General features: G+C 71.9%; 11 protein-coding genes. 6 read left to right on the plus strand and 5 right to left on the minus strand.

The genetic code is table 11. The features are described 5' to 3' along the window. Positions 1–74: 74 nt before the first annotated feature. Complete coding sequence (locus ACZ49J_RS15780) at positions 75–1694, minus strand: alpha/beta fold hydrolase (RefSeq protein WP_467453119.1); 1620 nt, start codon at positions 1692–1694, stop codon at positions 75–77. Positions 1695–1810: 116 nt separating this feature from the next. Next, the gene (locus tag ACZ49J_RS15785; protein ID WP_467453118.1) at positions 1811–2569 is read right to left on the minus strand and encodes a hypothetical protein; all 759 of its coding nucleotides are present in this window, start codon (positions 2567–2569) and stop codon (positions 1811–1813) included. Between the two features lie 116 nt (positions 2570–2685). Between ACZ49J_RS15785 and ggt the strand changes: the two genes are divergently transcribed. After that, on the plus strand, positions 2686–4479 hold the full coding sequence (ggt, locus tag ACZ49J_RS15790; RefSeq protein WP_467453116.1) for a gamma-glutamyltransferase: 1794 nt from the start codon (positions 2686–2688) through the stop codon (positions 4477–4479). A 96-nt stretch (positions 4480–4575) separates the two neighbouring features. Here ggt and ACZ49J_RS15795 read toward each other — a convergent pair whose 3' ends face one another. From ACZ49J_RS15795 to map, 3 genes are all read right to left on the minus strand, one after another. After that, positions 4576–7161, minus strand: a complete 2586-nt coding sequence (locus tag ACZ49J_RS15795; protein ID WP_467453115.1) for an ATP-dependent Clp protease ATP-binding subunit — start codon at positions 7159–7161, stop codon at positions 4576–4578. 102 nt (positions 7162–7263) lie between these two features. Further along, the gene (locus tag ACZ49J_RS15800; protein WP_467453114.1) at positions 7264–7800 is read right to left on the minus strand and encodes a GNAT family N-acetyltransferase; all 537 of its coding nucleotides are present in this window, start codon (positions 7798–7800) and stop codon (positions 7264–7266) included. 137 nt (positions 7801–7937) lie between these two features. Then, a complete protein-coding gene (gene map, locus ACZ49J_RS15805; protein WP_467453113.1) occupies positions 7938–8705 on the minus strand; it encodes a type I methionyl aminopeptidase in 768 nt (255 codons plus the stop codon). Between the two features lie 95 nt (positions 8706–8800). Here map and ACZ49J_RS15810 point away from each other — a divergent pair, with 95 nt between their 5' ends. The 5 genes from ACZ49J_RS15810 (at position 8801) to ACZ49J_RS15830 (ending at position 14759) form a co-directional block, all read left to right on the plus strand. Then, positions 8801–9055 carry a helix-turn-helix domain-containing protein gene (locus ACZ49J_RS15810; RefSeq protein WP_467453112.1) on the plus strand — a complete coding sequence of 85 codons (255 nt, stop codon included), beginning with the start codon at positions 8801–8803 and terminating at the stop codon, positions 9053–9055. 144 nt (positions 9056–9199) lie between these two features. Continuing rightward, positions 9200–10843: a hypothetical protein gene (locus tag ACZ49J_RS15815; RefSeq protein WP_467453111.1), complete on the plus strand. Its 1644-nt coding sequence runs from the start codon at positions 9200–9202 to the stop codon at positions 10841–10843. Positions 10844–11008: 165 nt separating this feature from the next. Beyond that, complete coding sequence (locus tag ACZ49J_RS15820) at positions 11009–11851, plus strand: nitrilase-related carbon-nitrogen hydrolase (RefSeq protein WP_467453110.1); 843 nt, start codon at positions 11009–11011, stop codon at positions 11849–11851. Continuing rightward, positions 11848–13134: an aspartate aminotransferase family protein gene (locus ACZ49J_RS15825; RefSeq protein ID WP_467453109.1), complete on the plus strand. Its 1287-nt coding sequence runs from the start codon at positions 11848–11850 to the stop codon at positions 13132–13134. The genes ACZ49J_RS15820 and ACZ49J_RS15825 overlap by 4 nt, the downstream gene beginning before the upstream one ends. Positions 13135–13187: 53 nt before the next feature. Next, positions 13188–14759: a PucR family transcriptional regulator gene (locus ACZ49J_RS15830; protein WP_467453108.1), complete on the plus strand. Its 1572-nt coding sequence runs from the start codon at positions 13188–13190 to the stop codon at positions 14757–14759. Positions 14760–14896 lie beyond the last annotated feature (137 nt).

Below are 14896 nucleotides of genomic sequence, written 5' to 3' on the forward strand. Positions count from 1 at the left end.
CCCGTTCGGGACCCGGGACCGTAGGGGGAGGGCAGCAGCTCACAAGGCCAGGCCCGCCCGGTGGCAGCCGGAGATCACTGCTCGCGCAGCGGCACCGACACATAGGAGGGATCGTGCCGCGGTGAGGAGAAGGTCAGCTGTGCGCCGGACGGGTTGTGCTCGATGTAGAGCGGGTCGACCGTGTCGACGACGAGGGCGAGACGGTGACCCGCGGGAACGTCGTAGGCCGTGGAGAACAACTCCAGGTCGACGCCGAACGGCTTGCCGGGCGTCTGCCCGTGGAAGGTGTACGGCGCGTTGCTGACCAGCTTGCCGAGGCCGAGCGGCCCCACGTCGTAGAGGTACGCGACGAGGGTGCCGCTCTCCTTGGTGCTGGTGACCGTCGTGTGCAGCCGGGCGGTGCCCCGCACCTGCTGGGTGGAGGCGTACTTCTCCGACCGCCACACGGCGGCCCACCGGCGGGGCAGCAGGGGAATGGACGCCATCGGGGGCAGCTGGGCCACCTGGTCGAGGACGCTCGACAGGAAGATGAGGCCGCCGTCCGCGCCGGAGTTGACGTTCGTGTGGATCGTGGTGGTGCCCGCGAGGGCGATCTTCCTGTTCGTGGCGCTGACGGACTTCCAGTCCGGGTAGCCCTCGTAGCCGCCCGAGGAACGGGACTTGAGCTGGACGGGCTGCTCGCGGTCGATGCCGTTGTTCTCGCCCTTGAGGTAGTGGTCGAACCAGCGCTCGGTGTCCGTCCACACGTCGTTCGGCAGGCCGAGCAGCCCGGTGATCTCAGTCGTCGCGTGGTCGCCGGGGCGCAGTTCCAGTCTCTTGGGACCGGTCAGTTTCTCGTAGAAGTCGGCGTACTGGTTGGGCGGGAAGACGGAGTCGCCCCAGGCGTTGGCCAGCATGATCGCCGCGCCATTGGTGTTGATCTTGTCGACGTAGGTCGCGGGGGAACGTTTCTTCCCCCAGTCGATCATGTCCTGTTCCTTCGCCAGGTTCGAGGCGAAGAAGTTCTTGAAGATCTCGCGGAGTTCCGGGCTCGGGCGGCCCGTGATCTCCCCGGCGCCGTCCAGCAGGGCGGCCGCCTGAGCGTGCTGGGTGCGGCCCGAGTAGATGGAGTCGATCAGGTCCGCCCAGCCGCTCAGCGCGGCGACGGCCCTGACGCGCTTGTCGTGCGCGGCGGTGAGCAGGCTGATCCCGGCGCCGTACGACAGGCCCGCCATGCCGACCTTCCGCGCGTCGGCCGGGGTGTTGGCGAGCGCCCAGTCGATCACCTTGGAGGCGTCGGCCGTGTCGGGCGGGCCGGCCACCTCGATGTAGCCGCCCGACTGCCAGAAGCCGCGCACGTTGTAACTGACCACGACGTAGCCGGAGTCGGCGAGCTTCCGGGCCTGGGCCAGGTACTCCACCTGCGGCAGGCCCCAGCTCGTGGGCAGCACGATCAGCGGGTAGGTACGGGAGCCGTCGGCGTCCGCGGGTGTGACGACGTTGGCCTTGAGGGTCGTGCCGCCGTCGCCGGTGATGTCGACGAACCGGACCGACGGGGCGGCGGCCTGGGCGGCCGGGGCCAGGCCGGCGAACGTCCCGGCGACCAGTGTCGCCGAGACGGCACCGACGGCGGACGTACGCAGGGCGTTGCGCGCATGCCCACCCGTCGCCCGCCGCCACCCTGTTCGAAGGCGGTTCGCGCCCCCTTGAACCATGGGTCACTCCTCACTCGTGTCAGTGCAAAGTGACCCGACGGTAACCGCGGCCGTTTACCGGAGGTAACCCGTCGGTAAGTTACGCGCGGGTAACGATTGTTGAAAAGTGTTGAAACCTAGGAGGCGCGGTGTGAATTGCGCGGAACCACGGCCGGTATCGGAGTCTGCGCCGCCTTCGTCACGTCGGCGACCAGCTCGACCACATCGGGGCCGTACGCCTGGGAGTTCACGACCTTCAGCAGCAGGACGAAGGTGCTGTCGCCGTGCTTGCGGGCCAACCGCTCGTGGTTGCGGGACAGATAGCGGGTCGCGGCCTGGGTGGTGACCGCGCGCTGACCGCAGAACAGGAACACCGGGCGGGCCGCGTGCCCCTGGTCCATGGTGAGCCGGGCGAGGAGCACGTACTCGCTGCGCCCCGGCTCCAGCCGGTACTGCTCCTTGCCGATCAGGAACGCGCCCCGGTCCGGCCCTGGTTCGGGGTCGGAGTTCACCTGCACGCCGGGCAGCAGGGACGCCAGGTGGGCCGCCATGCGGCGGTTCGGCGCCGGGTGCCCGACGCAGAACTCCGTGCGCTCCCCGAAGCCCTGCTGGGTGGCGTCGTGGGCCACGATCTGCGCGTTGGCACCGCAGTCCTTGATGAGCGCGGAGAGTTCGAGCAGCGCGGACACGTCGTGACGCGTCACCGTCAGATCCGGGCCGCCCGCGGCCTCGCGGTTGACCACCAGCAGCGACTCGGCGTTCTCGGGCAAGCCGAAGAAGGCCTGCTTGCGGCGGAGCTTCCGGTTCCACAGGTGGGTCCGGGCAGTCCAGCCCAGCGCGGCGGCGATGACCGCCACGATCGCCGCCAGGACGAGGGTGCGCACGTCGTCATTCATGGGCGCGCATGGTAGCGGGCGCTCCCGGACGCTGTCCGGGTCTGTGCGTGGTGCGCCTGACGCGCCCATGGCAACCGGGTTACGCTGCGCGGACGGTCGTCAACTGGAGGTAGCGGATGGCTCGCCCCGTCGCACGGAGACTGGCGGTTCTGGCGGTTTCGGCCATGGTGATGTCGGTGGGGGCGGCGGCGCCACCCTCCGCAGGGCAGGACAGTGTCGAGAAGGAGCCCGTCGCCGTCGGCCACGGCGGCGCGGTGGCGAGCGTCGACCCGGACGCCTCGGCCGCCGGTATCGAGGTACTCCGCGCCGGTGGCAACGCGGTCGACGCGGCGGTCGCCACGGCCGCGGCCCTCGGCGTCACCGAGCCGTACTCGGCGGGCATCGGCGGGGGCGGCTACTTCGTCTACTACGACGCCAGGACGCGCAAGGTGCACACCATCGACGGCCGCGAGACCGCGCCGCTGACCGCCGACGAGAACCTGTTCGTGGAGAACGGGAAGGCGATCCCCTTCGCCGAAGCGGTCAGCAGCGGCCTGAGCGTCGGTACCCCCGGCACGCCCGCCACCTGGCAGGCGGCGCTGGGCAGTTGGGGCAGCAAGCGGCTGGGCACCCTGCTGAAGCCCGCCGAGCGGCTCGCCCGCGGCGGGTTCACCGTCGACGCCACCTTCCGCGCGCAGACGGCGTCCAACGAGACCAGGTTCCGGTACTTCCCGGACACGGCGAAGCTGTTCCTGCCGGGCGGCGAGCTTCCCGTCGTCGGTTCCACCTTCAAGAACCCGGATCTCGCCCGTACGTACGCCGAGATGGGCCGCAAGGGCGTCGGCGCCCTGTACGACGGCAAGCTGGCCGAGGAGATCGTCGACACCGTCAACAAACCCCCGGTGGACCCGGCGTCGAACTGGAAGGCCCGCCCCGGCGACCTGTCGCTGAAGGACCTCTCCGCGTACCGCACCAAGCGCCAGGCGCCCACGAAGACCGCGTACCGCGGCCTCGACGTGTACGCGATGGCGCCCTCCTCGTCGGGCGGCACGACCGTCGGCGAGGCGCTCAACATCCTGGAGAGGACGGACCTGTCGAAGGCGAGCGACGTCCAGTACCTGCACCGCTACATCGAGGCGAGCCGGATCGCGTTCGCCGACCGCGGGCGCTGGGTAGGCGACCCCGCCTTCGAGGACGTGCCGACGAAGGAACTGGTGTCGCAGAAGTTCGCCGACTCGCGTGCGTGCCTTATCAAGGACGACGCGGTGCTCACCAGCCCGGTCGCGCCCGGTGACCCGCGCAACCCGGCGGCCTGCGACACCAGCGGCACCGCGGCCCCGACGACGTACGAGGGCGACAGCACGACCCACCTCACCGTGGCCGACAAGTGGGGCAACGTCGTCTCGTACACGCTCACCATCGAGCAGACCGGCGGCAGCGCCATCACCGTGCCGGGCCGCGGCTTCATCCTCAACAACGAGCTGACGGACTTCTCCTTCACCCCGGCCAGCCCGGCCGTCCACGACCCGAACCTGCCGGGTCCGGGCAAGCGCCCGCGCTCGTCGATGTCGCCGACGATCGTGCTGGACAAGCACGGCAAGCCCGTGGTGGCGCTCGGTTCGCCGGGCGGCGCGACCATCATCACGACCGTGCTCCAGACGCTGACCGGCTTCCTCGACCGTGGCCTGCCGCTGGTCGACGCGATCGCCGCGCCGCGCGCCAGCCAGCGCAACCAGACCACCACCGAACTCGAACCGGGCCTGTGGAACAGCCCGTTGAAGGCGAAGCTCGAAGCCGTCGGCCACGGGTTCCGGCAGAACCCCGAGATCGGCGCCGCGACCGGTGTCCAGCGGCTGCCGAACGGCAAGTGGCTCGCGGCGGCGGAGACGGTACGGCGTGGGGGCGGCTCGGCGATGGTGGTGCGCCCCTGAAAGGGACGCGGGGCTGTGACATATGCGGCTCCGCCGCGTGGGCGCGACGAGCCACAACGCACCCGCAGCCGTCAAGGCACCTCAACCCGGCAGATGCTATCCGGTGGCGAGGTCCGGGCCGGAGGCCGCGGCGGACGGTGGCGCAGGCGTGTCGAACGTCAGCCCGCCGTCCTCCGCGTCCACCACCACCCGGCGGCCGGCCGACAGCCGGCCGTCCAGGAGCAGCCGGGACAGGTGGTTGTCGACCTCCCGCTGGATGGTGCGGCGCAGCGGACGCGCGCCGTACTCGGGTTCGTGGCCGTGGCGGGCCAGCCAGTCCACGGCCCGCTCGGTGAACTCGATCGTGACGCCCTGCGCGTGCAGACGGCGCCGGGTCCGCTCCAGCAGCAGATCGGTGATGCGGCGCAACTGCTCGGCGGTCAGCTGGCGGAAGACCACGATCTCGTCGACGCGGTTGAGGAACTCGGGCCGGAAGTGCTCCCGCAGCGGACGCAGGATCCGCTCGCGCCGCGCCTCCTCGTCGGCCTCCGCCCCGCCCGCGGCGAAGCCCAGACCGGAACCGCGCCGGGAGATCGCCTCGGAGCCGAGGTTGCTGGTCATCACGATGACGGTGTGGGTGAAGTCCACGGTCCGGCCCTGGGCGTCGGTGAGCCGCCCGTCGTCGAGGACCTGCAGCAGGATGTTGAAGACGTCCGGGTGGGCCTTCTCCACCTCGTCCAGCAGGAGCAGCGAGTACGGGTGGCGGCGCACGGTCTCGGTGAGCTGACCGGCCTCCTCGTGGCCCACGTAGCCGGGCGGGGCGCCGACGAGACGGCTGACGGTGTGCCGCTCCTGGTACTCGCTCATGTCGAGCCGCACCATCCGCTCCTCGCTGCCGAACAGCGCCTCCGCGAGCGCGCGGGCCAGCTCCGTCTTGCCGACACCGGTCGGGCCGAGGAAGAGGAAGCTGCCGATGGGCCGTTCGGGGCTGGCGAGGCCCGCCCGCGAGCGCAGGATCGCGTCGGACACCGCGCTCACCGCCTCGTCCTGTCCGACGACCCGCTGGTGGAGGTGCTCCTCCAGGCCGAGCAGCCGCTCCTTCTCCTCCTGGGTGAGGCTGCTGACGGGGATGCCGGTCTGGCGTGAGACCACCTCTGCGATGTCCTCGGCGGTGACCTCCAGGTGCTGCCCGTCGTCGGCCGACCGCACCTCGGTCCCCGCGTCGCCGACCTTCTTCTTCAGCTCCACGATGCGGTCGCGCAGCTGTGTGGCCTGCTCGTACTGCTCGCTCGCGACCGCCTGGTCCTTGTCCCGGGTCAGCTGTTCGATCTCGCGCTCCAGGGCCCGGGTGTCGGTGCCCTTCGTGCCGGCGCGCAGCCGCACGCGGGCGCCCGCCTGGTCCATCAGGTCGATGGCCTTGTCCGGGAGCTGCCGGTCGGCGATGTAGCGGTCGGACAGTTCCACGGCCGCCACGAGTGCCTCGTCGGTGTAGCGGACCTGGTGGTGGGCCTCGTAGCGGTCACTGAGGCCCCGCAGGATCTCCAGCGCGTCCGAGACGGTCGGCTCGGGCACCATGATCGGCTGGAACCGGCGGGCGAGCGCCGCGTCCTTCTCGATCCTGCGGAACTCCTCCAGCGTCGTCGCGCCCACGATGTGCAGCTCGCCGCGCGCGAGGGCCGGCTTGAGGATGTTGCCCGCGTCCATCGAGCCGCTCTCGCCGGCTCCGGCACCCACGACCGTGTGCAGCTCGTCGATGAACACGATGAGCTGGTCGGAGTGGGCGCGGACCTCGTCGACGATGTTCGTCAGCCGCTCCTCGAAGTCGCCCCGGTAGCGGGTCCCGGCGACCACGCCGGACAGGTCCAGAGCGACCACGCGGCGGCCGGACAGGATGTCGGGCACGTCACCGTCGGAGATGCGCTGCGCGAGGCCCTCCACGATGGCGGTCTTGCCCACGCCCGCCTCACCGATCAGGACCGGGTTGTTCTTGCCGCGCCGGGACAGCACCTCCACGGTCTGCTCGATCTCCTCGTCACGGCCGATGACGGGGTCGATACGGCCCTGCCGCGCGAGGTCGGTCAGATCGCGGCCGTACTTGTCGAGGGTCGGCGTGGGCCCGCGCTGCTGACGGTCGGGGCGGGTCTGGACGCCCGGCGGGTAGCCCGCCGCCGAGGGCTCCGGTGACTCGGGCGGCAGCGACGGAGGGGAGAACCGGGCGGCGTTCAGGATGTGCCCGGCCGCCGAGTCCGGGTTGGCGGCCAGGGCGCTGAGGACGTGCTCGGGACCGATGTAGCCGGAACCCCTGATCCGGGCCAGCTCGTGGGCGTCGAGGAGGGCGCGCTTGACCGCGGGGGTCAGGGCGAGAGACGCGGGCGACGGGCCGTTTCCCTGCTGCTGTCCGGCCGGACCGATGCGTTCGTCGATCTCGGTGGCCAGTGAGTCGGGGTCGGCGCCGGCGCCCGCCAGCAGACTTCGGGTGGGTTCGATGGATACCGCGGCGCGCAGCAGGTGCTGCGTGTCGAGGTCGCTGCTGCCGTGATCGGCCGCGTACGCGGCCGCGTCGGCGACCAGTTGCCGGGCCTGCCTGCTCATCAGCCGTCCGATGTCGACGCGCTGGGGGTGCGGCCCGCCGAAGAAGCGTGCCAGGAACTCTCCGAAGGGGTCCGGGCCGTAGCCCTGCGGACCGGGAAACCCGCTGGTCATGGCCATCCGTTCCGGGGCCGGGGCCGGACTCGTGGCACGGCTCCGGGCGCCCTCGCCGATCGAGGTGTTCGTTCGGCACGCGAGTGCCCGATCACCCCTGTGTTACACCTGACCTCCCTGGTCCTGGAGTGCCGCGAGGCGGCCGACCGCGGTGGCGGTCCAGGTGTACTCGATCTCGTCGGCCTCGATGCCGTCGGCGATGGTCACCGAACGCTCGGCGGTGGCCAGGCCGCCCGCACGCTCGTAGAAGGCGATCGCGGCAGCGTTGCCCCGCAGCACCTCCAGGAAGACGTCCCGCCCCGGGTGCTCGCGGGCGGCCCAGGCGAAGCCGTGACGCAGCAGGCGGTACCCGATCCCGGTGCCCGTCCGTCCGGGCCGGACATGCAGGTTGTCCACGTGGACGCGCCCGTCCCGAACGTCGAGATGGATGAATCCGACCAGCTCGTCACCCTCCTCGGCCAGCAGCAGCCGTCCCGAGGGCTCTGCCGTGCGGGCCCGCCACCTGGCGCGGTGCTCCTCGCGCAGGGGGCCGTCGAGGTACTCGGCGGGCAGCAGCCCGACGTAGGCACTGCGCCGGCTGGCGGTGTGCAGGGCGGCGATGCGGTCGGCGTCGGAGGGGGTGCCGTAGCTGAGATGCATGGGGCAGGTTATCCAGCGCCTCTCGGGTCGCGCCCCTGATAAGGGGCGCGGGGCTGTGACACCGTGCGGCTCCGCCGCGCGGGCGCGACAAGCCACGGACAACCCGCAGCCGGAGACGAGCCGCACTGCAACGGCGCTCACCGTTCAGTGAGCACCCGCGGCCCCGACTCCGTGATCGCCACCGTGTGCTCCGCATGAGCCGCCCGGGACCCGTCGTTGGTCCGCAGAGTCCACCCGTCCGGCGCCTCGTGGTACCCGTCCCCGCCCCCACCGATCACCATGGGCTCGATGGCCAGCACCATCCCGTGCCGCAGCCGCATCCCACGGCCGGGACGGCCCTCGTTCGGCACTGGAGGGTCCTCGTGCATACGGCGCCCGATGCCGTGGCCGCCGAAGCCGTCCGGGATGCCGTATCCGGCCGAACGGCACACCGAGCCGATGGCGTGCGCGATGTCGCCGATGCGGTTGCCGACCACCGCGGCCCGGATGCCCGCCTCCAGCGCGCGTTCGGCCGTCTCGACCAGCCGTAGGTCGGCCGGGCGCGGTGTGCCGACGACGAAGCTGATCGCCGAGTCGCCGGCCCAGCCGCCGAGCTGGGCACCACAGTCGATGGACACCAGGTCGCCGTCCCGCAGCCGGTACGCCGTCGGGATGCCGTGCACGATCGCGTCGTTGACCGAGGCGCAGATCACGGCCGGGAAGGGCGTGGGCGCGAAGGAGGGGCGGTAACCGAGGAAGGGCGACCCGGCGCCCGCCTGGCGCAACACCTCCCGCGCCACCTCGTCCAGCTCCAGAAGCGAGACCCCCACCTCCGCGGCCTTCCGTACCGCCGTGAGCGCCTGCCCGACGACCTGTCCCGTCTCGTACATCGCGTCGATCGACGCGTCCGTCTTCAGTTCCACCATGCCAATTACTATACCGGTGTTGCGCAATTACTATACCGCCAGGGTCTTGCTGTCGTGACGGTCCGGCCGGCGGCGATCGGTATTAGAATGGGTCCATGGTCCGCAACCCCCTGACACCCGAAGAGCGTGAGCGCGGCGAGCGGCTCGGGAGGTTGCTGCGCGAAGCCCGCGGCGGCCGGAGCATGGCGGAGATCGCCACGGCCGCCGGGATCTCCGCCGAGACCCTCCGCAAGATCGAGACCGGCCGCGCTCCGACCCCGGCCTTCTTCACGGTGGCGGCGCTGGCCCAGGTGCTCGGTCTGTCGATGGACGACCTCGTCGGCCGGTGCGTACCGGTGGCCGCGGCCTAGGGTCGGCCCCGCGGGTCACGCACAGGCATCACTCGACCCCGCAGAGCGCACTGCGCCTCGTACGAAAAGCCCCTGTAGCAGTCCCGTAACACGGCTGGTGTTTTCTACGAGCCCGGAGCACTCCAGTCTGGCGGGAGTCGAGCGATGGCTGTGGACCAACTCCCCGTGCAGGCGAGGGAGTTCGCGAGCTACCTGAACAAGCTGCTGACCCGGCTCGATCCGGCCGGCGGCTGGTGCGCGGTGTTCTGGCAGCGGGATCCCGAGGGCATGCGTGCCTGCCTCGACGGCCGGGAGGTCCCTCCGTGGGACGTGGTGGAGGCCCTCCTCCAGGACCTCGCCACGGCATACGGCCCCGTGGCCGCGGCCCAGGAGGCCGAGCGGGCCCGCGCGCTGCACAGCGCCTCGGTCGTCGCCCACGACTCCGGGCCAGGAGCCCGCGACGCGCTGGGCGACCACCTCAGCGTCATGATCCGCGAACAGCGCCACGCCGCCGAACGCGCCGCCGAGCTGTCCCACCGGCTGCGCGCGGCCGCCACCCTGGACGAGGCCGAGTCCCTCCGTCTCGACCTGGCCTGGGCCCAGGACGACCACCAACGCGCCACGGCCCGCTGCGCCGAGCTCCGCGCCCGCCTCGCGGACCTCGACCACCGCGCCGCGCCTGCGCCCGCGCAGCGCTTCCCGGACGCGGACGCCGGAGCCGTCTTCCGGGTACGGGACCGCGGTGGACACGGCCGCACCGGCGGGGCGCCGGACCGTCACGAACACCCGGCGGAAGCAGCGGCAGGCGCCCGACACGCGGACGAAACCGACTCTCGGGCCGGAGCCCGCGCCCATGCCGCCGTGGCCTCCGACGCCCCACACGCCCACGATGCCCCCGCGGCCCCAGGCGCCGACGAGCCCTTCGGTCCCGCGTGGCAGGGCCGTACCGCCCCCGTCCCCGACCCGGCCCCCGAGTCGCCCACCGAAACCTTCGCCGACCCGGTCCCCGGCAGGACCGCCCCCGCCCCCGAGCCCCCCACCGAAACCTCCGCCGACCCGGCCCCCAAGCAGCGCACCAAGACCAAACGCCGCCCCCGCGGCGGCGCCCGCTACGCCTGGATGACGGACGCCGAGGAGACGCCCCCGGCCGCCGCCCCCGCAGCGGCACCGGCCCCTGCCGCCCCCAGGAGCCGTTCACCCCGGGGCGCCCGTTTCGCGGGTGCCGCCGACACGGCCGGGGCCCCGCCGCCCCAGCCGGAGGGCCGCCGGCCGCTCGACGACGCCGAGCGCCAGGAGGTCACCCTGACCGTCGAGAGACTGATCGCCCTGCGGCGCGAGGGGCGCAGCGGCGAGGCGCACGCCCTGCTCGTCGAAGCCGCCCACTGGCCCGCCGCCCGCTACCCGCTGCTCGCCGCCGCACTGCACCGCGCGGGCCTCGGCGCCGACTGGGCCACTCTCCTGTGGGAGGCCGCCTCACTGCCCGCGGAGAAGCTGGTCGCCGCCGCGGACGCGCTGGCCGCGGCGGGGCGCACCACCGACGGCGAGCAGATGCTGCGGCAGGGCGTGGCCCGCCCGGCCGGCGAGATCGGTGGCGCGGTCCTCGCGCTCGCCCGTGAGGGGCGCGACCGGGAGGTGCGCGCGCTCCTGGACGCGTACGTGCGCATCCGTACGCCCGAAGAAGCCGCCCGGAGCGCCGAGGCCGACCCGCAGCGCGTCGGACCCCTGCTCCTTCAGGCCGCGCGGCGCGTGTCGGAGGAGCGCTACTGGGACCTCGTCCACGCCCTCCGGGTCGCGGGCTTCGCCGCCTGAGGCGGCACACGCGGTCACCCGGAGGGGTGTGAAACATGATCGACTCGTACCGTTGACGGCGATGGTCTTGCCCAGGTGGGCGGGGAGGCTTACGTTCGAGCCTCTATGACCTGCTTCTACGGGCGTAGAGGCTCTCTGACGTCCCCCGTCGAAGGAGCAGCTGACATGGCCAACGTCGTACGCGCCGCTCTGGTCCAGGCGACCTGGACCGGGGACACCGAGTCCATGGTCACCAAGCACATCGAGCACGCCCGCGAGGCGGCCAGGCAGGGCGCCGCGATCATCGGCTTCCAGGAAGTGTTCAACGCCCCCTACTTCTGCCAGGTCCAGGAACCCGAGCACTACTCCTGGGCCGAGCCCGTGCCCGACGGACCGACCGTGACGCGGATGCGCGAGCTGGCCCGCGAGACCGGCATGGTGATCGTCGTCCCGGTGTTCGAGGTCGAGCAGTCCGGCTTCTACTACAACACCGCGGCCGTGATCGACTCCGACGGCACCTACCTCGGCAAGTACCGCAAGCACCACATCCCGCAGGTCAAGGGCTTCTGGGAGAAGTACTACTTCAAACCGGGGAACCTGGGCTGGCCCGTCTTCGACACGGCCGTCGGCAAGGTCGGCGTGTACATCTGCTACGACCGCCACTTCCCGGAGGGCTGGCGGCAGCTCGGCCTGAACGGCGCCCAGCTCGTCTACAACCCGTCCGCCACCCACCGGGGCCTGTCCTCCCACCTGTGGCAGCTGGAGCAGCCCGCGGCCGCCGTCGCCAACGAGTACTTCGTCGCCGCGATCAACCGTGTGGGCCGGGAGGAGTACGGGGACAACGACTTCTACGGGACGAGCTACTTCGTCGATCCCCGAGGACAGTTCGTGGGAGGGACCGCGAGCGACCAGGACGAGGAACTGGTCGTACGGGATCTCGACTTCGACCTGATCGAGGACGTACGACAGCAGTGGGCGTTCTACCGTGATCGCCGACCCGACGCCTACGAAGGACTGGTACAGCCGTGACAAGTGAACTGCTCGGGCGCCACAAGGCCGTCATGCCCGACTGGCTCGCCCTCTACTACGCGAACCCCGTCGAGATCACCCACGGCGAGGGCCGCCACGTGTGGGACTCCGACGGCAACAAGTACCTCGACTTCTTCGGCGGCATCCTCACCACGATGACCGCCCACGCGCTGCCCGAGGTCACCAAGGCGGTCAGCGAGCAGGCCGGGCGGATCATCCACTCGTCCACGCTGTACCTCAACCGGCCGATGGTCGAACTCGCCGAGCGGATCGCGAAGTTGTCCGGCATCCCGGACGCGCGCGTCTTCTTCACCACCTCCGGCACCGAGGCCAACGACACCGCGCTGCTTCTCGCCACGACCTACCGCCGCAGCAACCAGATCCTGGCGATGCGCAACAGCTACCACGGCCGCTCGTTCAGCGCGGTCGGCATCACCGGGAACAAGGGCTGGTCCCCGACCTCGCTCTCGCCGCTGCAGACGCTGTACGTGCACGGCGGCGTCCGCACCCGCGGCCCGTTCGCCGACCTGAGCGACGCCGACTTCATCGCCGCCTGCGTCGAGGACCTCACGGACCTCCTCGGCCACATCCGCCCGCCCGCCGCCCTCATCGCCGAGCCCGTCCAGGGCGTCGGCGGCTTCACCGCACCCCCCGACGGCCTGTACGCGGCCTTCCGCGAGGTGCTCCAGGCGCAGGGCATCCTGTGGATCGCCGACGAGGTGCAGACCGGCTGGGGCCGCACCGGCGACCACTTCTGGGGCTGGCAGGCCCACGGGCAGAACGGGCCGCCGGACATCCTCACCTTCGCCAAGGGCATCGGCAACGGCATGTCCATCGGCGGTGTCGTCGCCCGCGCCGAGATCATGAACTGCCTGGACAGCAACTCGATCTCCACCTTCGGCGGCACCCAGATCACCATGGCCGCGGGCCTCGCCAACCTCACCTATCTGCTGGAGCACGACCTCCAGGGCAACGCCCGGCGCGTCGGCGGGCTGCTCATCGAGCGGCTGCGGGCGATCGCCGCGCAGATTCCCGCCGTACGCGAGGTACGCGGCCGGGGGCTCATGATCGGCGTCGAGCTGGTGAAGCCCGGCACGGACGAGGCCGACCCGGACGCGGCCGCCGCCGTACTGGAGGCCGCCCGGGAACAGGGCCTGCTGATCGGCAAGGGCGGCGGCCACAACACCAGTGCGCTGCGCGTCGCCCCGCCCCTGTCGCTGACCGTCGCCGAGGCGGAGGAAGGCGCGGAGATCCTGGAGAGCGCCCTGAGGACGCTCTTGTAACACCTGGTCGGACCCGGCGCTGCCTGGTCATTCCTGAGCAAGGGGTACGCACCATGACCACCGCCCTGGAGCCCCTGGCACCCGCGCTGTCGGTGCGCCAGGTCCTCACCCTGGACCGGGTGCTCGCCGGAGAGCCCGAGGTGGTGGCCGGGGCCAAGCACCTCGACCGGCCCGTGCGCTGGGTGCACGTCGCCGAGGCCGCCGACGTCGGCGTGATGCTCAGCGGCGGCGAGATGGTGCTCACCACCGGGGTGCTGCTCGCCGGCGACACCGAGGCGCAGGCCGAGTACATCCACTCCCTGCACCGCGCGGAGGCCGCGGCCGTCGTCCTCGGACTCGGCCGGGCCTTCCCCTCGCCGCCCGACGTGATGCGCCGGGCGGCGGAGCGGTGCGGGCTGCCCATGGTGGTACTGCACCGGCCGTTCCCCTTCGCCGAGCTGACCGAGGAGGTCCAGTCGCGGCTGGTGCGCCGCAAGTTCGCGGCCGTCAGCCTGTCGGAGGCCGTACGGACGGCACTGACCGGGCTCATCACCGCGGGCGCCCCGCTGCAACGCCTCCTTGAGGAGATCGCGAAGCACGCGGGATGTCCCGTCGTCGTCACCAACCTCGCCCACCGGGTGCTCGCCACGGCGGGGGAGCGGTCCGCGGTCGACGACGTCCTGCGTGACTGGGAGCGCATCTCCCGCCAGGCCGGCGGCAACGAGGGCGACGGCTGGGTGCGCGCCGAGCTGGGCGGGCGCGGGGAGCGCTGGGGACGGATCGTGCTGTGCGGCTACCGCGGCGACACCGCCACCGGGCGGCTGCTCGCGGACCGCGCCGCCGAGGCCCTCGTCCTGCACCACATGCTCGGCGGCTCCGTGCACAGCTGGGAGGAGGAGTCGGCGCAGAGCCTGCTGACCGACCTGATCTCCGGGGTCGTTCCCGCGAGACAGCTGCTCCCGAGAGCCCGGGCGGCCGGTCTCCCGGTCAACCGCCGCACCTTCGTCCCCCTCGTCGTCCGCCACGGCGAACCCGCCGAGCTCGACCGCGTGCTGCGCATGGTGGGGCTCTCGGGTCTCGTCGCCGAACTCGCCGAGGGTGCCACGGCCGTCCTGCTGAGCCTGGCCCGCGACCAGGACGCGGAAGCTCTGGCCGCGCACTTCGCGACCCGGCTGCGGACGGAGTCGGGGAGCCACCGGACGGCCGTGGCCGCCGCGGACGCCCGTACCGCCTGGGAGGACGTGCCCGCCGGGCTGCGCGAGGCCCAGCACGTGGCCGACGCCGTGGCCCAGTCGGCGGCCGGACTCGATCTGCCCGTCGTCGTCCGTCTGCGGGACGTCCACCTGCGCGGGCTGGTCAGGCTGCTGCGGGACGACCCGCACGTACAGGCCTTCGCCGAGCGGGAGCTGGACGGCCTGCTGTGCGGCGACCGCCACGCCGAACACGACCTCCTTCCCGTGCTGCGGACCTACCTCGCGACCGGCCGCAACAAGTCCCGCACCGCGCAGCTCCACCACGTCAGCCGGCCCGCGCTGTACCGCCGCCTGGAGGCCATACAGACCCGCCTCGGCGTCGACCTCGACGACTTCGAGCAGGCCGCCTCCGTGCACATCGCGCTCCTCGCGCACGACGCGCAACAGGGCTGAACCCGGTTCGCCGCTTCAGCCGCGCCCGCACCCCGCGCAACAGCTGTGAAACATGGGAAGACCTGGGAAAACGGCGGTGAAACATGGGTCAGGACAAGGGTGACACCGTGGCACGCGACACGCCCCCAGACGTGACA

It is taken from the genome of Streptomyces sp. NPDC030840 (assembly GCF_055572015.1).

Coding starts and splice junctions, on each gene's coding strand:
- ACZ49J_RS15780 (WP_467453119.1), bottom strand. CDS start 1,694: ATGGTTCAAGGGGGCGCGAACCGCCTTCGAACAGGGTGGCGGCGGGCG.
- ACZ49J_RS15785 (WP_467453118.1), bottom strand. CDS start 2,569: ATGAATGACGACGTGCGCACCCTCGTCCTGGCGGCGATCGTGGCGGTC.
- ggt (WP_467453116.1), top strand. CDS start 2,686: ATGGCTCGCCCCGTCGCACGGAGACTGGCGGTTCTGGCGGTTTCGGCC.
- ACZ49J_RS15795 (WP_467453115.1), bottom strand. CDS start 7,161: ATGACCAGCGGGTTTCCCGGTCCGCAGGGCTACGGCCCGGACCCCTTC.
- ACZ49J_RS15800 (WP_467453114.1), bottom strand. CDS start 7,800: ATGCATCTCAGCTACGGCACCCCCTCCGACGCCGACCGCATCGCCGCC.
- map (WP_467453113.1), bottom strand. CDS start 8,705: ATGGTGGAACTGAAGACGGACGCGTCGATCGACGCGATGTACGAGACG.
- ACZ49J_RS15810 (WP_467453112.1), top strand. CDS start 8,801: ATGGTCCGCAACCCCCTGACACCCGAAGAGCGTGAGCGCGGCGAGCGG.
- ACZ49J_RS15815 (WP_467453111.1), top strand. CDS start 9,200: ATGGCTGTGGACCAACTCCCCGTGCAGGCGAGGGAGTTCGCGAGCTAC.
- ACZ49J_RS15820 (WP_467453110.1), top strand. CDS start 11,009: ATGGCCAACGTCGTACGCGCCGCTCTGGTCCAGGCGACCTGGACCGGG.
- ACZ49J_RS15830 (WP_467453108.1), top strand. CDS start 13,188: ATGACCACCGCCCTGGAGCCCCTGGCACCCGCGCTGTCGGTGCGCCAG.